This window comes from Lentzea sp. NPDC059081, assembly GCF_042738015.1.
Taxonomy (GTDB): domain Bacteria; phylum Actinomycetota; class Actinomycetes; order Mycobacteriales; family Pseudonocardiaceae; genus Lentzea.
Genome location: NZ_JBHYGW010000001.1, coordinates 708,210 through 727,898, shown reverse-complemented (window position 1 = coordinate 727,898; position 19,689 = coordinate 708,210). Strand labels below are relative to the sequence as shown.

The 19,689-nt window shown below is 71.5% G+C and carries 14 protein-coding genes and 2 pseudogenes; 9 read left to right on the top strand and 7 right to left on the bottom strand.

Features of this window, described 5'->3' with window-relative positions; all coding sequences use genetic code 11:
• The first annotated feature begins 248 nt into the window (after positions 1-248).
• From ACFWV3_RS03270 to ACFWV3_RS03260, 3 genes are read left to right on the top strand one after another with little or no spacing between them, the layout of a single operon-like run.
• Complete coding sequence (locus ACFWV3_RS03270) at positions 249-998, top strand: TenA family transcriptional regulator (protein ID WP_382407674.1); 750 nt, start codon at positions 249-251, stop codon at positions 996-998.
• 9 nt (positions 999-1,007) lie between these two features.
• Entirely contained in the window at positions 1,008-1,358 is a 351-nt protein-coding gene (locus ACFWV3_RS03265) for a DMT family transporter (RefSeq protein ID WP_382407672.1), read from the top strand.
• Positions 1,358-1,726, top strand: a complete 369-nt coding sequence (locus ACFWV3_RS03260; RefSeq protein ID WP_382407670.1) for a DMT family transporter — start codon at positions 1,358-1,360, stop codon at positions 1,724-1,726. The genes ACFWV3_RS03265 and ACFWV3_RS03260 overlap by 1 nt, the downstream gene beginning before the upstream one ends.
• Here the strand turns inward: ACFWV3_RS03260 and ACFWV3_RS03255 are convergent.
• A complete protein-coding gene (locus tag ACFWV3_RS03255; protein ID WP_382407668.1) occupies positions 1,720-1,977 on the bottom strand; it encodes a hypothetical protein in 258 nt (85 codons plus the stop codon). The two genes, ACFWV3_RS03260 and ACFWV3_RS03255, sit on opposite strands and share 7 nt — an antisense overlap.
• Before the next feature lie 157 nt (positions 1,978-2,134).
• Positions 2,135-2,404: pseudogene (locus ACFWV3_RS03250) on the bottom strand (DUF6596 domain-containing protein); the annotation flags it as partial.
• Positions 2,405-2,544: 140 nt separating this feature from the next.
• On the opposite strand from ACFWV3_RS03250, the gene ACFWV3_RS03245 reads away from it, so the two are divergent.
• Positions 2,545-2,874: an aquaporin gene (locus tag ACFWV3_RS03245; RefSeq protein WP_382407666.1), complete on the top strand. Its 330-nt coding sequence runs from the start codon at positions 2,545-2,547 to the stop codon at positions 2,872-2,874.
• 494 nt (positions 2,875-3,368) lie between these two features.
• On the opposite strand, the pseudogene ACFWV3_RS03240 reads toward ACFWV3_RS03245, so the two are convergent.
• Positions 3,369-3,524: pseudogene (locus ACFWV3_RS03240) on the bottom strand (hypothetical protein); the annotation flags it as partial.
• 1,096 nt (positions 3,525-4,620) lie between these two features.
• On the opposite strand from ACFWV3_RS03240, the gene ACFWV3_RS03235 reads away from it, so the two are divergent.
• A complete protein-coding gene (locus ACFWV3_RS03235; protein ID WP_382407664.1) occupies positions 4,621-7,284 on the top strand; it encodes a LuxR C-terminal-related transcriptional regulator in 2,664 nt (887 codons plus the stop codon).
• On the opposite strand, the gene ACFWV3_RS03230 is transcribed toward ACFWV3_RS03235, so the two are convergent.
• From ACFWV3_RS03230 to ACFWV3_RS03215, 4 genes are read right to left on the bottom strand one after another with little or no spacing between them, the layout of a single operon-like run.
• Complete coding sequence (locus tag ACFWV3_RS03230) at positions 7,182-8,426, bottom strand: cytochrome P450 (protein ID WP_382407662.1); 1,245 nt, start codon at positions 8,424-8,426, stop codon at positions 7,182-7,184. The two genes, ACFWV3_RS03235 and ACFWV3_RS03230, sit on opposite strands and share 103 nt — an antisense overlap.
• Positions 8,426-10,018 (bottom strand): FAD-dependent monooxygenase, encoded by a 1,593-nt coding sequence (locus ACFWV3_RS03225; protein ID WP_382407660.1) that lies wholly within the window; start codon positions 10,016-10,018, stop codon positions 8,426-8,428. The genes ACFWV3_RS03230 and ACFWV3_RS03225 overlap by 1 nt, the downstream gene beginning before the upstream one ends.
• A gap of 1 nt (position 10,019) precedes the next feature.
• Positions 10,020-12,977, bottom strand: coding sequence for a ferritin-like domain-containing protein (locus ACFWV3_RS03220; protein ID WP_382407658.1), 2,958 nt, complete (start codon positions 12,975-12,977; stop codon positions 10,020-10,022).
• Positions 12,974-14,470 (bottom strand): flavin monoamine oxidase family protein, encoded by a 1,497-nt coding sequence (locus ACFWV3_RS03215; protein ID WP_382407656.1) that lies wholly within the window; start codon positions 14,468-14,470, stop codon positions 12,974-12,976. Before ACFWV3_RS03215 ends, ACFWV3_RS03220 begins: the two co-directional genes overlap by 4 nt.
• Before the next feature lie 263 nt (positions 14,471-14,733).
• Between ACFWV3_RS03215 and ACFWV3_RS03210 the strand changes: the two genes are divergently transcribed.
• The 4 genes from ACFWV3_RS03210 to ACFWV3_RS03195 are packed head-to-tail and all read left to right on the top strand — an operon-like array spanning position 14,734 to position 19,672.
• A complete protein-coding gene (locus tag ACFWV3_RS03210) occupies positions 14,734-16,056 on the top strand; it encodes a glycosyltransferase (protein WP_382407654.1) in 1,323 nt (440 codons plus the stop codon).
• Positions 16,053-17,294: a cytochrome P450 gene (locus ACFWV3_RS03205; protein ID WP_382407652.1), complete on the top strand. Its 1,242-nt coding sequence runs from the start codon at positions 16,053-16,055 to the stop codon at positions 17,292-17,294. Before ACFWV3_RS03210 ends, ACFWV3_RS03205 begins: the two co-directional genes overlap by 4 nt.
• Before the next feature lie 6 nt (positions 17,295-17,300).
• Positions 17,301-18,440, top strand: coding sequence for a class I SAM-dependent methyltransferase (locus ACFWV3_RS03200; protein WP_382407650.1), 1,140 nt, complete (start codon positions 17,301-17,303; stop codon positions 18,438-18,440).
• A 14-nt stretch (positions 18,441-18,454) separates the two neighbouring features.
• The gene (locus tag ACFWV3_RS03195; RefSeq protein WP_382407648.1) at positions 18,455-19,672 is read left to right on the top strand and encodes a cytochrome P450; all 1,218 of its coding nucleotides are present in this window, start codon (positions 18,455-18,457) and stop codon (positions 19,670-19,672) included.
• The last annotated feature ends 17 nt before the right edge of the window (positions 19,673-19,689 follow it).

Below are 19,689 nucleotides of genomic sequence, written 5' to 3'. Positions count from 1 at the left end.
TGCACGTGAGGCAGAGTTCCTGCTGTTCGAGTGCTCGGCGACACCTCCGGGACCGCGTGCCGGTGGGCCGCCGACTCGGCTCACCGGCGACCGGTCGTGAGGGCGTCGAGAGGTACGCGAACCGTGCGTTGTGCGCAGGACCCGCGGGTAATGCGCACAACGCCGTTCGCGTACCCGAAAACGCCGGTCCACCACCAGCGCGCCGAACTCCCGTGCCTTCCGATTTACTCCCGCAGTGAAAGGGCGTCATGAGCATCCCCAACCCCGCCATCCCTCCGGCGCCGGTCATCACCGGCATGGCCGACCGGGCGATCGCGGAAGTGAACCTCCTGGAGGACCGCTACTTCACCGCGCTGGCCGACGGCACCATGAGCAAAGAGGCCTTCATCGCCACGCAGGAGCAGTTCTACCGCGGTGTGGACACCTCGCCCCGGGAGATGGCTGTCCTGATCTCACGCATTCCCCGGCACGGCGACCGGCTCGCGATCCTGCGGAACATCGTGGAGGAGCACGGGGACTTCCACCAGGCCGAGTTCCACGTGCAGTCGATGCGGGACTTCCTGACGTCACTGGGTTCCCGCACCGACCCGGAGACGATCGTGGAATGGCCGGAGACGGACGCGTTCACGATGCTGATGCAGGGGGTCTGCGCGACGGCGCCACTCACCCTGGCGCTGGCGTGCTACGGCGTCATGGAGTCGGTGTTCGCGGACATCTCGACGAGGATCGCCCGGTGCGTCGCCGACCGGGGATGGCTGCCGGAGGACCGCATCGCCCACTACTCCCTGCACGCCGAGATCGACAAGGAGCACGCCGCGGGGTTCTACGCCGTCGCCGAACCCGGTGTCCACGACCCGGCGGAACGACTCCTCGTCGAACGGGGCATCGCGCTGGGCCTGCACGCGTTCCGCGTCTACTACCGGGACCTCGCCGACCACGTCCTCACCGCCGGTGCCGATGAGGTGCGGGAGGTCGCACTCGTGGCGGCGACTCCGTGACGAGCACCCGTGTTCTTCCACCTGGTCAAGGAGAATCGGCTGTCGATGTTCTGGTTGGTGCTGGTGCTTGCCGGGGTGATGGAGGCGGTGTGGGCGACGGCTCTCGCGGCGTCCGACGGGTTTCGGCGGCCGTGGCCGGTGGTGGTGTTCGCGGTGTCGGTCACGTTGAGCGGTGTGGGGCTCGCGTGGGCGATGCGGGGGATCCCGGTCGGCACGGCGTACGCGGTGTGGGTCGGTGTCGGCGCCGTGCTCACGGTGCTCGTGGCGGCTGTTCGTGGTGACGAGAAGCTGACCGTGGCCAAGGCTTTTGTGCTCGCGCTGCTGATCGGCTGCGTCGTCGGCGTGAAGGTGGTGAGCTGATGCACTGGGGTGTGCTGCTGGCGAGCGCGGTGCTGGAAGCGGTGTGGGCTACGGCGTTGTCCCGAGGGTCCTACGTCGTCTTCATCGTCGCCGTCACGCTGAGCATGGTGGGACTTTCCTTCGCCATGAAGCGGATCTCGGTCGGGACCGCCTACGCCGTGTGGGTCGGGATCGGCGCGGCCCTGACCGTGACGTGGGCGATGATCACCGGTACCGAGCCGGTCTCCGCGTGGAGGATCGTGTTCCTCACCGGGATCATCGCGTGCGTCATCGGGCTGAAGTTCCTGCGCGAACGCCCGGAGCCGGCCGACGGCTCCGGCGCGGTCGCCGAGCTGGAACCGCTCGGGCCGGGCACGTCCGATCACTGACCGCGTGAGACCTCGGCCAGCCGCTCGGCGAGGAAGGCGCGTTCGCTCTCGTTGTCGTTGAGAGTCAACGCTTCCTCGTAGGCCGTCACGGCCTGCGGCCGGTTTCCCGGCTGCCGCAGGAAGTCGGCGCGTGCGGCGCTGAGACAGCCGTAGGTGGCCAAGGCCGGATCCGCCGGCAACGGGGTCAGTGCGTCGAGTCCGGCCCGGGGTCCGTTGCGCATGCCGACCGCGACGGCCCTGGTGAGCTCCACCACCGGGGACGGCCAGGAGGCGGAGCATGACGTCGTAGAGGCTGACGATCTCCGTCCAGGCGGTGCCGGCCCAGCTCAGTGCCTCCGCGTGCAGGGCGGCGATCGCGGCCTGCAGGGCGTACCGGGTGGGTGGCCGCCGCAGCAGAGCCTCGGTCACCAGCGACTGGCCCTCGGCGATGAGCTGCCGGTCCCAACGGGAGCGGTCCTGTTCGGACAGCAGCGCCAGGCGCCCGTCGGCGGTTGTCCGCGTCTCCTGACGCGCCGCGTTGCGCAGCAGCAGGGCGCCGGTCTCGGCGTTGGTCGGCATGAGCAGGTGCAGCAGGCGGGCCAGCCGGATCGCGCTGTCGGTCAGGTCGCGGCGCACCAGCTGGGCGCCCAGTGGAGCGGAGTGCCCGGTGGTGAAGATGAGGTGGACGACCTCGAGGACGGCGCTGACCCGTTCCTCGAGCTGGTCGGGATCCGGTACCCGGTAGGGGACGCGGGCCGCGGTGGTCTTCGCCGCCTACCGCTCGTTCGCGGTGACGGCCGGTCTGGGCGCCACGACCTGCGGATCGGTTGTCTCCCCCGGTGCAGGCATTGGTCGCCGAGGCCACCGGGGCGTTCATCCTCGTCACCGCCGTGTTCGCGTTCGCGGTCGCGTCCGATGCGCCCAAGGGCCTGCACGGCTTGGGCGTCGGGCTCGCGCTGGCGATGCAGATCATGGTGTTCGGTCCGCTCACCGGCGCCTCGGTGAACCTCGCCAGGACGATCGGGCCCGACGTCGTGCTGGCGCTCACCGGGGGCACCGTAGCCTGGTCCAGCTGCTCGTGTACCTCGTCGGTCCGCTGGTCGGCGGCATCGCCGCGGCACTGCTGCATGGAGTGGCCCGCGCGCCCTCCCGTAGCGGAACATGCCTGAGCACTGTCAAGGTCGACGACGCCGAAGCCGAGCGACTGCGTGTGATCGCCGAGGCTCACGCCCGTTGTGCGGACGATCTGATCGCCGAGGGCTGGCAGATCGACGGGATGTGCTTGCTGCGCCGAGGGGTTGGCCACGACGAGTGCGACGGGCAACCGGTGGGTGATCGTCTTTCCCGGACTTGAACGCCCGCGGAGAGCGCCGTGGACAGAGCCGCGGTGCTCGTCGCTGGAAGCGGTTGCACGACCAGGCGTGCGACCGCTCGTTCCGGCTCGGTACTTCGCCACCTGTCTCTTGAATGTGCGGGGCGCGATCCGCAGCAGGGCGGGCAACATCTTCAGCGCACCCAACCGCGCTTCCGGGCGCCGTCGGTCGAGAGCGCCGAGCATGGCCGCGGCGACTTCGGCGGGCGGCATCTTGTTCACCGCGGAGCCGTCGTTCGTGGGGGTGTCCGTTGTGGTCGGCATCGGCTCGAGAACGTGGGTGCCGCGTGGTGCGAGCTGGCGACGCAAACCGTCGGCGAAACCACGCAGTCCGGCCTTGACGGCACCGCAGGTCGGCGCACGGGTCGGGGAGACCAGGGCGAACCCCGACGTGATGAACACGATCGCGTCCAGCGGCGGCCACCGTCGCAGCGCCTCGCCCGTCACGTGGATGGGCGCCGACAGGTTCACGACGATCTCCTCGTCGAGCCGGCCGAACTTCGCGGTGATCGCGTCCAGGACAGCGGCTCTCGACCGCGGGTCGATCCCGGTGTCCTAGCCCGCTACTTGATGTCCGTCGCCAACGGGATCTCCGTCCAGGCCGCGGTCGGCTCCGCGCGATGAGCTTTTGGCTGCCGTGGACATGGCGATGCGGAGTTGGCCGGCCGGGAGCCAGTCGGTATAACGGAAAATGGTGCCGAGGCGACTCGGGACTTCCCGGAGTCACTTCGCGGCTTGGATCGATCAGGGTTGTTCACAACGCCTCAACAAAAGCTTTTTCAGATGCGACGACGTGCTTCTCCCGTGATGAAGAATGAATGTCGTGACCTGTCGGATCGACTTCGAGTGCGTCGGCGGCCGGTGTTCCGCGGAGAAGAGCGTTGTTCATCGAAAGCGCGTTCTCCCACCGCGCGGACTGCCGACGCGGTGGATCCGGTCATTGCTCGGCGTGACACCGTCTCTGTGTCGAGGTGGAGGTGCGAACGGGCACCAAGTCGTGTTCGTACGCGCAACACCCCTGCCGTTTGGCGCAATCTTGTCGGAGAGTACGCGATCAGACACGCTGGGTAGCAGTCTGTCTTGATAGGACAGGATGATGTCTTGTTTCAGTGTCTGCTGTGGATTACTCGTGGCAGGTGCGATATGCAGTAAAGGCCTTGCTTCGTTTCGGTGCGTTCGTCGACTTCGTCGTGGGCGTTATCCGTGAAAGGCGCTGAACATCCAGGTCGGAGCGCTTGGAGGTGGGTTGCTGTGGGCGTGGTGACCAGTGGCGGCCACATCGCCGTCGCATCGGCAGGAGCTGTGAATGGCCTAGGGAAGCGCGAAATGGCGCGTTCTGGCGTATTGAGATGCGCAACTGCTTTGTCTGCTTCTCGCGGTCGACGGCTCCGGGTGCGCTAGTGGCGGCCGTCCTGCTTTTTCCCTGCGGAAACCGGCAGAGGTGCGCGTGGAGCGGGAACGGGGCGGTGGGACGATGAGCTCGGTCCGGAGAGCTGCCGGTTCCATCCCGGCGCCGAGAGCAGGACAACCGCTCGGATCAGCCGTGCTGCGCGGACGCGACCAGGAGCTCGCGGCGGGCGGCGACGTCCTCCGCCAGGTCAGGGCGACCGGACGAGGCGCGGTGGTGTCGGTCGTGGGCGGCCCGCACGTCGGCAAGACCGCGCTGGTCGCGAAGCTCGCGGACCACGCGCGGTCGATCGGCTTCGACACGGTGCGGGTCGGGCTCGAAGAGGAGCTCCAGCCTGACGTGCTGATCCAGGCACTGGGCGGTGCGCGGGAGCGGACGGGCGACCTGCGCGAGGTGCTGGAGCGGAAGCTGTCGCGGGTGCCGCTGTTCCTGGTCCTGGACGACCTCCGCTGGAGCGGCTCGACCGAGGCCGCGCTCGAGACCGTGATGTGCCTGGTGGTCACGCGCCCGCTCGTCTGCGTGCTGGTCCGCCGCCTCGCTCAGCCACCGGAGCACCTGGAGCGGATGCTCAAGTACGCGAGGGACCGGGACGCCGTGGCCGACCTGAGGGTGGACCGTCTGCCGGCGGAGGCCGTTTCGGCGGTGGTGAAGGACAGACTCGGCGCTGTCGCGGACGATGGGATCGCCGAACTGCTCGCGTGCGCGGAGGGCAACGCGGGGGTCGTGAGCGGTCTGCTGGCCGAGCTGCTGCACGCGGGAGCCGTCGAGGTGGTGGACGGTGTCGCCTCGCTGACGTCCGAGTCCGCCGGGACGGTGGACGGGCATCCGTTGCCGGCACGCGTGGAGTGGTGGTTGTCCCACCGGGTGCGCAGGCTGTCGGCACCCGCGCGGGAGATGCTGGACGTCGCCGCGGCGCTGGGCCGGACGCTCCACCTCGACGACGTGGCGAGGATGCTGGACCAGCCGATCGTCACCCTGGTCCCGCTGTTCCGCGAGTGCGTGAACGCCGAGGTGCTGGACTCGGTCGCCGGCCGGCTGCGGTTCCGCCACGCACGCGTCTGGGAGACGTTGCTGCACGCCGTTCCGGCACCGGTTCGCGCCGCACTGCACCACCAGGCGGCCCAGCTGCTGTCCGCGCGAGGCGCGGATCCCGCCGAGATAGCCGAACACCTGCGGCATTCGGTGCTGCGCGGGGACGCGTCGACGATGGGGATGATCCGGCGGGCCGCGGAGCAAGCCCTCGCGTCCTCGCCCGCGGTGGCCGCCGAGCTGGCCCGCCTCGGTGTGGGCCTCGTGCGGGACGACCGGGCGGAGCTGCCGCGCCTGAGCCTGATCGCGGTCGAGGCCGCGGTGCGCGCGGGTGCGGTGCCGGCGGCGGTGGAGCTGGTCCACGACGCTCTGCGCCAGGACTTCGGGTCGGACGTGACGTGCTCGCTGCGGTTCTGGCTCACGACGGCGCTGTTGTTCCAAGACCGGTGCGAGACCGCGGCCGAGGTGCTGTCGTCACTGCCGTCGCCGCCTGACGTCCCGGCGGAGCTGGTCGCACGACACTCCCGCGACGACTCGATGGCCCGTGTTCTGCGCGGAACGCCGTGCGAGGCGCCGGTCGACCCCGTGAGCGCCCTCTCCGCCGGCCTGGTGGGAGACGCGCTGCTGATGTCGGTGCGGGAACCGTGCGGCGCAGAGAACGGCCGCCCGGTGACCAGGCTGGGAGACACGCGGGTGATGCGGGCGATGGTGCTGCTCGCCGCGCACGACCCGGAGGCCGCGGACGCGGTGATCGGCGACCTCCGCGAGTCGGTGGACCCCGTGCTCGCCGGCGTGAGCGAACTGCTGACGGCACGGCTGGAGCTGGAGCGGGGACGCTCGGAGTACGCGTTGGCCGCGGCGACCAGGAGCCTGGAGCACGCCCAGGAGACCGGGGTCCACCTGCACCTGGCGGCGGCTCTGACCGTGTCGACCCTGGCCGCGCTCCGGCGGCCCGATCTCGTCGCGAGGTTCGCCGGTGACCCGGTGGGCAGGTGGGCCGTCCGGCAGACGCGCGACAGCCGCCTCCTCGCACTGGACTGGGCACGGGCGCAGTGGGCGCGGACCCAGGACGGTCCGCCCCACTTCGGCCGGGTGGTCGAACGGATCGTCGCCGAGCCGTGCGGCAGCCGGGTGCTGTTCGTCGAGCACCCCACCGCCGCCGCGTGGACGGTGCGCACGGCGCTCAGGATGGACCGCCGCGACTGGGCGGCTGTCGTCGTGAGATCCGTTCAGGAGCTCGCCGCGGACAACCCCGAAGTGAGGTCCGTGGTGATGGCCGCGGCTCACGCGCACGGAGTGTGCGAGGGCGACCTGGATGCGTTGGAGTCCGCCGCCACCGGCCACGGGGACGCCTGGGCGCGGGCGTCCGCCTTCGAGGACCTCGGTGTCGCACTGGTCGAGGTGGGGGACAGGGCCTGTGCGCTGGAGCGGTGGGACGCCGCGACCGCGCTGTTCGAACAGGCCGACGCTGAACTGGACGCGGCCCGGCTGCGCCGGCGGATGCGGGAGTTCGGCGTGGCCAAGCGGCGAAAACCGGTCCCGGCACCGGACAGCACGCGCAACGGCCTGACCGAGACGGAGGCCGCGGTGATCGAGCTGGTCGCGGCCGGTCTGACGAACAAGGAGGTCGCGGCGCGGATGTTCATCTCGCACCACACCGTGGCGTTTCACCTCCGCAAGGTGTTCCGCAAGCTCGGCATCGGCTCCCGTGCCGACCTGATCTGCGCGGCGGGGGACCGGGGCGACAGCGTGAGCGACTCGGGCCCGTGAAAGACGACGTCCTCGGCGTAGCGCACGCGCCGCACCTCGCGGGTGGCGATCTGGTCCAGCAACAGGGGGAGCGTCACCTCGAGCTCGGCCCGCGCCAGCGACGCGCCGAGGCAGTAGTGGACGCCCAGCCCGAAGCCGACCTGCCGGCCGTCGTCGCGGTCGAGGCGGACCTCGTCCGGGCACGGGAAGGCGCCGGGGTCCCGGTTGGCCGCGCCGAGCACCGCCACGACCTTGTCCCCCTCGGCGATCCGCCGGCCGAGGAGTGTCTGCGACGTCGTCGCCCAGCGCGTGACCATCTGCACGGGCGGGTCGAAGCGGACCAGCTCCTCCACCGCCACCCGCGTCAGCCCGGGACGCGCCCGCAGCTCGTCGGCGAGAGCCGGCCGCTCGGCCAGCGCCAGTACTGCCTTCCCGATCAGGTTGGTGGTGGTCTCGTGGCCCGCGCTCAGCAGGTGGACGCAGGTAGCCGTGATCTCCTCGTCGGTCAGACCGTCCGCGGTGGACAGCAGCGAGACCAGATCGGTTCCCGCGCCGGAGCCGGAGCGCCGCAACGCCACGTGCTCGGCGAAGTGCTCGGTCAGCTCGCGGACCGCCGACTCCGCGAGCCCCAGCGAGCCGGACTGCCGGGCCATCCGCGCGGAACTGGCGCCCTGCAACCACAACGCCCGCTCGCGGAACCACGCGTGCCGGTCTCCCGGTACCCCCAGCAGCTCGGCGATCACCATCAACGGCAACGGCGCGGCGAACTCCGCCACCAGGTCCACCTCGTCACCAGGAGTCAGCGCGCCCATCAGCCCGGCGGCGATGGCGGCCACCCGCGGTCGTAGCGCGGCGACCACGGCCGGGGTGAACCGCGCCGCGAGCAGGCGGCGCAACCGGGTGTGTCGCGGCGGGTCCAGGAACACCAGCCAGTTGGCGACGCTGGCGCGCAGTGCGTCGTCGCCGCGGCCGGAGAGGTGAGCGGGGGCGTTGCGGCCGAATGCTTTGCCGGTCAGGACTTGGGCCACCGGATCGTGGCCGAAGACGTACCAGGTCCCGGGGGAGGCCTGGTGCACCGGCTCGGCCTCGCGGTAACGCCGGTAGACCGGGTACGGGTCGGCGATGGTCGCGGCGGACCAGCTCTTGGGAGAGAAGGGTTCCATCACTTCGCCCCTCGCACCACGTCGACGAGGTCCAGTGGTGCGGCGGGCAGTTCTTCGCCACGCCAGGCCACATGACCGTCGGGCCGGACGAGGACGAACGGCGCCGTGTACACCTTCGCGACGTCCTCACCGCACCTGACCGGGCTCAGCGGCACACCCCGCCGGCCGAACGCGTCGACGAACGCGTCGAGCCGGTCGTCGTCCCCGAAGTGCAGCAGGGTGAAACCCCGGCCGAACAGGTCCAGAGTGGACACTCCGGGGCGCAGCCACACGTGCGCGGCGCGGCTGCCGGGATCGCTGCCGGGCCGCCAGTCCGGGGTGACGTCGGCCGAGCCGTCGGACACCACGATCGGCGACCGGTAGTGGAATCCGAAGTGGACCTCGGGCGCGTCGAACTCGCGCTGCGCGCCACCGGCCATCAGCCGGGCGGCCATCGCGGCACGCGCCTGTTCGCCGGCGGGGGAGTCCTCCCCGAGGGCCGGCGGCAGCTCGCGGTCCACCGTGCGCCGCAGGTTGGTGTGCGCGGACTCGAGACTCGCCAGCGCCACCGGCCGGCGTTCCTCGTCGTAGGTGTCGAGCAGACCGGGCCCCGCCCAGCCGTCCAGCACGGCGGCGAGCTTCCACCCCAGGTCCGCCGCGTCACCGATGCCGGTGTTCATGCCGAAGCCCCCGGACGGCGAGAGGGTGTGCGCCGCGTCGCCCGCCAGGAACACCCGGCCGGCGCGGTAGCGGTCGGCGACCCGGTGCGTCAGCTCCCAGGCCGAGTCGGAGAGCAGCTCCACCGGCACCCCGACCGCGATCGCGTCCCGGATCAACGTCATCGCGTCGGTGTCGACCTCACCGGAGACGACCAGGTTGTACAGCCCCGCGCCGTCGAGCGACCGCATCGGGTAGCGCAGCTCCGGCGACCGCATCAGGAAGTACACCAGGGCGACCCGGTGCCCGTGCTCCGCGAGCGCGTCCGGCAGGCCCGGTGCCCGGAAGAGGATGTTGCGGAACACCTGCGGCTCGTACCGGGCCGGTGCCTCGACGCCGACGGCCTTGCGGATCGGTGACGAGCTCCCGTCGCAGGCGACGAGGTAGTCGGCCGAGACCGTGCAGGTGTCACCGGAGTCGAGGTCCGACACGACCGCCCGCACACCGTCGTCGTTCTGCCGGAACGACTCCAGACGGCTCCGGTACCGCAGCGGGCCGCCGGGTCGCCGGCCGACGGCGGCTGCCAGGACCGGGTTCAGCAGGTGCGCCGGGCACACCTGGTCCGGTTCGGGGGTGTGCAGGAAGACCGGCCGGTCGTCGCCGGTGCCGCGGTCGAACCGGTGGATCTCGTGCTCCCCGACGCGCGTCACCCAGGCGGTGTCGAGGGGATGGTCGCCGGGAAGGCCCGCCGCGCGGATGGCCGCCGCGAGACCCCAGCGCCGGAAGTGCTCCATGGACCGCGGGCCGACGGTGCTGACCTTGGGGTGGCGCACGACTCCGTCGCCGCCGTCGACGATCATGTGCGGCACGCCGCGGCCGGCGAGGTCCAGACCGAGCGCCAGGCCCACCGGACCACCGCCCACGACCAGCACGCCTGTCTCGTGGTGCTCCGTCATCTCAGCTGCTCCTCACCTGGTCGGCCAGCAGTGCGCTGATCTCGGCGACCTGCGCCGGCACCAGCGGGATGGACGCGCACCGGGACGCGATCGCCTCCAGGCGCCGGGACACCCGGTGCACGGCCACGTCGTGCCGCGCGAGGAATCCGGGCGCGCGGTCCAGCTCGAAGGAGGGACCGGCGGTGCGGCCGCGCACCCCGGAGGGCATCGTCACGAGCAGCTCGCCCAGGGGCCGCATGATCCCGGTCATCACGTCGATCGCCGCGTTCATCAGCCGCGAGCGGCGCAGGCTGGTGTCCGGACCTCCGCCGAAGTGCTGCACCACGAGCTGGAACATCACCGCGTACGCCTCGTTGAACAACGCCATGAGCTCCCGCGCCTCGGGATCGGGCACGTACTCGCGGGTGAGGTCGCCGCGGCGCACCGTCGGGTTGCGTGCCGCGGGGTAGGACGGCACCCAGTCCGTGGCCCGCAGCGTCGCCGCCATGTCGACGAAGGCGGCGTAGTGGGACTGCTCCGGCTCGGCCTCCCCGTCGGCGAGGTCGCCGCCCTCGCCCTGCTCGGTCACCACGTCGACGGCGGCCAGGGCGCTGGCGAGGTCGTCCACCTCGACCTGGTAGTCGGGGTGCCGGCGGTTGATCTCCTCGCGCAGGAACAGGTGGTGCTCGCCGCCGCCCCGGCCCGGCCGGACCGCGAACAGGCCGGGGACGCGGCACAATCCGTCGCGGATGTCCTGGTACAGCTCGCTGATCGAGTCGTAGCGGTGGTGGTCGTCGTCCTCGTCCCGGCGGCCGGCCCGCTCGCCGAGCCGGACGTCGTCGACCAGCCCTTCCGGGCGTTCGACGCACACGAACCGGTGCACGCTGGCCGGGTTGAGCGGCTCCAGCGCGAAGTCGAGGGGGATGGGCAGCGTGCCGTTGAGCGAGCCGAAGTCCAGCACCGGCACGTGGAACGGTTCCCCGACGGCCTGCAGGATGTTGTTGACGGCGAGGAAGTGGATCATCTCCTCGCGCGCGACGCGGATCAGGGTGCCGCGGACGCCGCCGTCGAGGGTCCGGCCACCGTCGCCGCACGCGATCGCCAGCTGCTCGGGTGTCCAGTCGCCACGGCGGACGTACTCCACGCCGGCGCCGTAGGTGGGCACGGTGTAGGCGGCGTACAGGTACTGCACCATGACGGCCAGTTCGAGCGTCACCGCGTCCCGCAACGCCGCGACGAGCTCGTCCCTCGTGCGGATGCCACGGCGCGGGGTGGCTCGGGCCGGTTGGGAGCGCAGCACCTGCCGGGGGACCTGCTGGGCGCGGAGGTAGCGCAACAGCAGCTGCGCCTTCGGCTCGGACAGGTCCCGGGTCGGCGGCATGTAGTAGGTCTTCGGTTTGTTGGCGGGGTCGCACATCTGCCAGATGAGCTTGGCGTAGGTCTCCACCTTGCCGCGGTCGGCGAGGCTGAAGACCTCCTGCCGCATGAACGGGTACAGGGCCTCGTACGGGGCGAAGACCTCGCGGTACACGGTCTCGAACGTCACAGCGTCGTCCGGCAGGTCGTCAAGCCACCAGTCGTCGGGCAGCACGCGGACCGCCAGACCTCCGGCGGCAGCCCAGAAACCGGTCGCGTCGTCGTTGTCGTAGCTCAACGGCCCAGGCTCGGTCGTGGTCAGCAGGACGCGGGCGGAGCCGGCACGGGCGCCGCGCACCCGGAACCGGCCGACCCCGTCCTGACCGGTTTCCGTTGCGATCGGGTGGAAGTGCACGATCCGCGCCTCGGCGGCGTCGTCGGCGAGCGGCAGGGCGCGCGGGTTCGGTACCTGGTGCAGCCGGACGCCTCGCACAGGCGCGGGACGGCCGCGGACGAAGGACCGGAACTCCACGTCGACGTCGTGACCGGCGTCGTCGGCACGACGCGGGTGTTCCAGGACCAGGCACGCGTCGTCGGCCTGGAGGACGACCTCCTGCTCGCGGGACAGCACCTGCCCGGTCTGCGCGGAGACCAGCAACAGCGCCTCCTGTCCCGGTTCGTCGACCGCTGGCGACCACACCAGGCCCCCTCCGCGTTCGGCGTCCGCGAGCGCCTTGGCCGCCACGGACCCGACCAGCCGGTCCGACTCCGCCGTGCGCAGCTCCAGGTCCTCCGGCGGCAGGCCGGGCCCGAGCGCGCCGACCAGGTTGAACGTCACCCCGTCGGCGACAGTGTCCACTGTGAACAGATGTGGTCCGATGTCCGGGTCCTCGGGGACCATCAGCCTTCCGGCGGGCCAGGTGCGCATCTCCGCGCACCGCCAGGGAGCGATGGTGCCCCGGAGGTCGTGCCGCCTCGGCGCGTCGAGCGTGGGCGCGGACGCGGTCAGGCAGAACTGCACCACCAGCCCGTCGGCACCGGCCTGGGCCAGCGCGGCCACCGCGGGTGAGCCGGCCATGTCGCCCAGCCAGGTCAGGTCCTCCGCCGTCACCACGAACTGGTGCACCGCCGACCCACCGTGCCGGAAGTCGTGCCAGCGCGGCGGCTGGAAGCCGTGCACCACCCCGGTCATCGCGTAGCCGCGGTCGTGCGACCGCCCGACCCGCCCGAACCCGAGCAGGCCGACCACGAGCGTGGTGGTCCAGTTCGACGACGGGTCGAGGTCGAACACCCGCGCGCGGTTGACGGTGGTCTGCAGGTACTCGTTGTAGTGGCCCCAGAAGTCGACCTTGCTGCCCACCAGAGGGTCGGCGGAACTCACCTCGCCCGCGACCAGTTCCACGGCGGACACGGAGGCGTCCAGTACGAAGTGCCCGTTGCCGGCCGCGTGGTCGCCCGGCGGTCCGTCGTACTCCGCGGGCGACCGGTCCGGCGGGAACGGGGAACCGTCGGCTGTCAGCGGGCGGTTGGTCGCCAGGTCGACGAGGCCGGTGCGCGGCCCGGTGGGCAGCTGGGTCGTCGCGACACCGGCGAAGTGCACGCGGGGCAGGTGGAACACGCTCATCCGAGCGCCTCCTTCCACACCGCGGGCCGGCGACTCCAGCGCAGGGCCCCGGAATGCTCGATGCCGTGCACGGCGTCGATCGCCGACTCGATCGCGCCCTCGATCCAGGCCGGCGTGGACGAGCAGTGCTCACCCGCGAAGAACAGCGGTCCCTGCGGCCGGGCCGCCGCGGCCCGGTGGTCCTGCTGGGTGCCGAGGTCCTGCTCCCACCGGATGGCGGCGGCGCCTCGGCTCCACCGGTGCCCACCCCACGCCTGGACCTTCGAGCCCAGCACCATGCCCGGCTCGAGCAGCGCCGGGTGCATCCGGCCGACCTCCTCGACGACGGCCCGCAGCAGGCCGGGCCCCCCGAGCTTCGCCAGCTCGTCCGCGTCGGGGCCGATGGTGTAGCTGACCAGCAGCGCCGCGCCCCGGTCACCGGTGTCCGGTGCCGGCGGGTAGTACGTCTGCCGGGCCAGGCCACCGGTGTACGAGGCACCACCGGTGATGCCGTCGGCCTGCCAGAAGGGTTCGCGGCAGTGCAGCGCGACCTTCGTCGCCGGCCAGTACCGCGTCTCGTTGATGACGGCGCGCTTGTCCGCGTCGATGCCGTCCAGCCGCAGCGTCCGCAGGACCGTGAACGGGATGGTGCACAACACGTACTCGCAGGCGTGGTGGGCGATCGTGCTGCCGTGCCGCAGGGTCAGGTCCACGCCGTCGGGTCGCACCGACAGCCCCAGCACCTCGTGGTTCAGCGCGATCGGGCCGCGGACCTCGTCCGCCAGCCGGTTCGTCAGACCGTCCATTCCGGACCGCAGGCGGTGCAGGGCGAAACTGGTCTCGTCCAGCACGTCCGCCAGCATGCGTTCGCGGCCGAGGAACGCCCCGGTGCGCAGCCGCGGGTGGTCGGCGAACACGGCGTGCAGGTCGATCCGCGCACCGCCCGCGTGCAGGTAGGGCGTCAGGTCGATCCCGTCCACCACGTCCAGCAGCTCGCGCCCGACCTCGGGCCGGCCGCCGAACTCCCGCGGCGCGATCGCGGTCAGGCAGGTCTCCAGCCAGGTTCCGAACACGAGCGTCGCCGGCCGGTAGCGGTGCCGGCCGAGGCGCCCCGCCAGGCGACCGGACAAGACCTCCGGCGCGTCCCGCACCCGGACGTGCCCGGTGTCCTCGACGTGCAGGAGGTTGTTCTGGTCGGAGAGCAGCGTGTCGAACTCGGCGAGATCGCCGGCCAGGCCCAGCTGTGCGATGTAGTGCCGGGTGCGGGTGTGGTCGCTCTTGATCCGCATCGCGCCGAGCTCGACGGCAGGGGCACCCGGCCCCGCGCCGAACCGGTGCGTGTGGACGCGGCCGCCGATCCGGCCACCGGCCTCGATGACCTCCACGCGGTGGCCCCGCCGTTCGAGCTCGTAGGCGGCGACCAGCCCGGACACGCCGGCGCCGAGGATCGTGACCGTCTTGGGCGTGCGTGCGGCCAGGCGCAGACGTTCGACCGTCCTGAGCTGAGTGGCCATGAAACCCCTCCCGTCGGAGTGTGCGACCGGGCAACGCCCGTGCGGCACCGCGGCCAAAGGTCGTTCCATCATTCGGAGCCCGGCGGCCGGGAGGCATCCCTCATCCGACGGCCCGGTGAGTAGTGCTGGAGCGGCCCGGCCGGCTGTCGCGGCGGCGGTGACTACCAACCCTGACGGTGTCGGTGCCGTCGTCTTGTCCCCGGCGCCGGGCGCCCGGCAGCGTGGTCCGCGGTTCGAACGTCGATCGCCCCAGGGAGACGGACGTGACACGGGTCCTCATCGCAACGACACCGGCGGACGGCCACGTCAACCCGGTGCTGCCGGTCGCGTCGGCGCTGGCAGCGCGTGGACACGAGGTCCGTTGGTACACCGGCACTTCCTACCGCGACCGGGTCAGCGCTGCGGGAGCCGTGTTCGAGCCCATGCGCGCCGCCCACGACTTCGGTGGCAGGAGCAAGGCTGAGGCGTTCCCCGAGCTCGCGGGACTGACCGGGCTTGCCAGCTTCAAGGCGGGGATGACGGACATCTTCTACCGCACCGCACCGGACCAGCTCACCGATCTGATGGCCGTGCTGGAGCGCTTTCCCGCCGACGTGATCGTGTCGGACGACATGTGCTACGGCGCCTGCTTCGCGCACGAGCTCAGCGGGATTCCCCAGGTGTGGATCTCGAACTCCGTGTACATCCTGGGCAGCGGGGACACCGCGCCGCTCGGGTTCGGGCTGGGGCCGTCGAGCTCACCGCTCGGACGGCTGCGCAACCGGCTGCTGGCGTGGTCCGGTGACCACCTGGCGTTGCGGACGGTGCGCGTTCGTGCCGACGAGGTGCGCGCCGGCGTGGGACTGCCACGGCTGACCACTGGTGCCATGGAGAACATCGCGCGACCGCCCGATCTCTACGTGCTGGGCACGGTCGGATCGTTCGAGTTCCCGCGGACGGACCTGTTCGCCGGCACCAGGTTCGTCGGCAGGCTCGACGACGCGGCGGGTGACGCACCGTTCGGCCCTCCTTTCTGGTGGGGAGAACTGGCCGGTGACCGCCGGGTGGTGCTGGTGACCCAGGGAACGATCGCCGACGACGTGGACCGCCTCCTGCTCCCGGCGATCCGGGCGCTGGCCGACGAACCCGTGCTGGTCGTGGTGACCACGGGCAACACCCCGTTGGGCGCGGCCGGGAGCTCGCTGCCGGACAACGTGCGGGTGGAGAAGTTCGTTCCCTACCAACGACTTCTGCCGCACGTCGACGTGATGGTCACCAACGGCGGTTTCAACGGCGTGAACGCGGCTCTCGGCCACGGCGTGCCGCTGGTCGTCGCCGGGGCCAGCGAGGAGAAGTCGGACGTGGCCGCGCGGGTGCGCTGGTCGGGTGCCGGCCTCGCGCTCGGCCGCCGCGCGGTGTCGGTGCAGGGCATCCGCCGGGCGGTCAGGACGGTGCTGGCGGATGGGCGTTACCGCCAGGCAGCCGAGCGCCTGCGGCAGGAGCACCTGGCGCACGACGGTCCACACCGGACCGCGGACCTGATCGAGGGACTGGTGGCCAGTGTCGACCTCGCGGCGACGGCCAGGAGCGGGGAAGGCGAGCAGTGACACCCGAGACGTTGTCGACCCCACCGCACGTGGACGTGCCGACCGTGCCCGCACCCGTCGACTGCATGCCGAGCCTGGTCGCGGCCGGCCAGGTCGCTCCCGTGGTCACGGTGGACTACTACGGCGGCACGGCGTGGGTCGTGACCGACATGGACCTCGTCCGCCAGGCCCTGACGGATCGGCGGCTGAGCAAGGACATCGAGCTGACACCCGAGTGGATGCGGGTGCCGGGCGTGATGCTCGGCTCGCAGCCGCGCGCCGACGTCGCCAGGACCATGGTCATGAGCGAGGGCCGGGAGCACGACCGCATCCGCAGGCTGCACCAGCGGATCTTCACGCCGCGCGACACCGCACGGTGGGGAGCCCGCCTCGAGGTGCTCGCCGCGGAGCTGCTCGACGCACTCGCCGCCGAGCCCGGCGAGGTCAACCTCGTCGAGCACTACACCTATCCGCTGCCCCTCGCCTTCATCTGCGAGATGCTGGGCCTCCCGCCGGAGATGCACGGCCAGATGCGCCGGGCCACCGACGACATCATCTACTCGCCGGACCAGGCCGTGCGGACCGCGGGTGTCGGCGCGCTCGCCGGTGCCGTCGCCGGCTGGGCGAGCAACCCGGAACCGTTGCGGGACGGGCTGATCACCGGGCTCCTCCACGCCGTCGACGGCGACGAGGCGATCACCCTCGACGAGGTCGTCACGTGGACGGTCGGGCTGGTGATGGCGGGCTACGAGTCGACCGCGAGCCTGATCTCGGCCGGCATCCTCGAGGCGATGCGGTGCGAGCCCGGCCGCCGGCCCGGCACCGAGGCGGAGATCGACGCCTGGATCGACGAGACGTTGCGGATCCACCCGCCGTTCCCGCACGCCACCTGGAGGTTCGCCACCGAGGACGTCGACCTCGGCGGCTACCTGGTGCCGAAGGGCGCACCGGTGCAGATCAACGTGGCGGCGGCGAACCGCTGCCCGCACAACGGTTCCACCGGCACGTTCGACCCGGCCGCCGGGCGCCCGCACATCAGCTTCGGGCTCGGGCACCACTACTGCCTCGGCGCGCCGATGGCCCGTCAGGAGGCCAGGATCGCGCTGTCCGCGTTCCTCGCGCGGTTCCCGCGGGCGCGGTTGAGCGACACCACCGAGGTGCGGTGGCAGTCCGAGTGGATGACCCGTCGCATCAACGTCCTTCCCGTCGTGCTGACCGACCGAGCCCGACCACGAAACCCGGACCGACCCGGAAGGTGAGCCATCGTGGCTGACACAACGATCGACAAGGTGCTGGCCGCGGCGGTGCTGCCCGAGCACGCCGCCGTCACCGCCATCGCGGAGCTCGGCCCGGACGTGGTCGCCGAGGCGGTGCTGGCCGAGGTCGCCGCGCTGACGCAGGTGCTGCCGGGGCCGGGGGAGAAGGTCCCGGTGCAGTGGGAGCTCGCGTTCGGCGGCGACGCGCTCGCCTACGTGATGACCGTCGGCGGGCAGGGCGTGACCGTCGAACAGGGGCGGGTGGACAGCCCCGACGTCGTGGTCGCCCAGGACCTCTCCGAGCTGCTGCGCTCGGTGTACGGCGAGGCCGGAAAGCACGACGCGACAAGGGAGGTCACGCTCCACGCGCCCGACGGACCACCCGAGAGCGACCCTGACGGCAGCCTCGCCCGGCGGCGCGCGCTGGCCATCTCGGCGGGGCGCACCGCGTCGCACGCCGCGAGCCGGCACCCCGCCGACCTCACCGAGCTGGCCATCTCCGCCGGCGCGGACAAGTGGGGCAGGCACTACTACACCGACGTCTACGAGCGGTACTTCGGCGCGCTGCGAGACCGGCAGGTCCGGGTGCTGGAGATCGGCTGCGACCAGGGCGAGTCCGCGCTGATGTGGACGCACTACTTCCGGCGCGGCCGGCTGGTCAGGGTGGACTCCAGGGACAAGGCGATCATGACGCCGCCGCGGGCGGTCGCCGTGCACGGAGCGCAGGACGACGAGGACTTCCTCGCCGGGGTGGCCCGCGACCACGGCCCGTTCGACGTGATCATCGACGACGGCAGCCACGTCAACAGCCACGTCACCACCTCGTTCACCGCGCTGTTCCCGCACCTGCGGCCCGGCGGTCTCTACGTGGTCGAGGACGTCGGCGCGTCGTACTGGCCCGGCTGGGGCGGCAGCAGCACGGACCTGAGCTCGCCGTCGACCACCGTCGGTTTCGTGAAGACGTTGCTGGACGGCCTGAACTACCAGCAACACGTGCGCGAGGACGACGACTACGAGCCGACTCTGACCGAACGGACCGTCTCGGGTGTGTGCATGCACCACAACATCGTCTTCGTGGAGAAGAGCCGCAACACCCAGCGCGGCGCCCCGAAATGGGTCACCAACGCCAAGTCGGCCCTCTTCCTGTGAACAGGAGCAACGCGATGACCCGGACGCAGGAAGCCGCGACGCGGTGCCCGATGCCGGAGTTCCCCTTCGTGCTCACCGCCGCGTCCGACACCGACGAGCAGGGCGTCACGCTGCTCGCCGACGGCCCGGTGGCCAGGGCCAGGCTGCGGGACACCGACCACGAGATCTGGGTCGCGCTCGGCAACGACGCCGCGCGCCAGGTGGTGACCGACCCGCGCTTCAGCCGCCAGGTGGCGCTGGAACCGGACGGCCCGAAGATCGGCAACGCCATCCCCGACCTGCTGATCAGCATGGACGGTCCGGAGCACGCCCGTGCGCGGCGGCTGTTCGCCAAGGCGTTCACACCGCGGATGGTCGAGCGGATGCGGCCGTGGATCGAGAACCTGGTCACCGGACTGCTCGACGCCGTCGAACGCCAAGGCCCCCCGCTCGACCTCGTGGAGCACTTCACCGTGCCGCTGCCGGTCACCGTGATCTGCCAGCTGCTGGGCGTGCCCTACGACGACCGCGGGAAGTTCATGGACTGGACCGACCGGATGCTCGGCGACACCGGGTTCACCCGCGAGGAGATCGGCGAAGGCATCGGCAACCTACAGCGGTACATGCGGGAGCTGGTGGCGAGCAAGCGGGAGACACCGGGCGACGACCTGACGACGGAGCTGATCGCGGTCACCGACGAGGGGAGCAGGCTGACCGAGGAGCAGCTCGTCAACAACCTGTTCCTGATGCTCGGAGCCGGGCACGACACCACGCTCAAGCAGCTGTCCAACTCGCTGGTGCTGCTGCTCACCCGGCGCGAGGAGTACGCGCGGCTGGTGGAACGTCCCGCGCTCATCCCGAACGCCGTCGAGGAACTGCTGCGCTACCTGCTGCTGTCACCGAGCGGGCTGCTGGTGCGCGTCGCGGTCGAGGACGTCGACCTGTGCGGAACGCTCGTGCGCGCCGGCGAGACCGTCGCGGTGCTGCACCACGTCGCCAACCGCGATCCCCAGAGCTACCACTGTCCCCAGGACCTCGATCTGTCCCGTGTGGACGCCGGCAAGCACCTGTCGTTCGGCGCCGGTCCGCACTTCTGCCTCGGCGCGCCGCTGGCCCGGCTGGAGCTCGTCACGGCGCTGACCGAGATCACCCGGCGGCTGCCGGGGCTGCGGCTCGCGGTCGACCCGGCGGAGGTGCCGTGGAAGGAGGGGGGTCTGCAGCGCGGGCCGGCGACGCTGCCCGTCCAGTGGTGACCGATCTGCCGAGACCC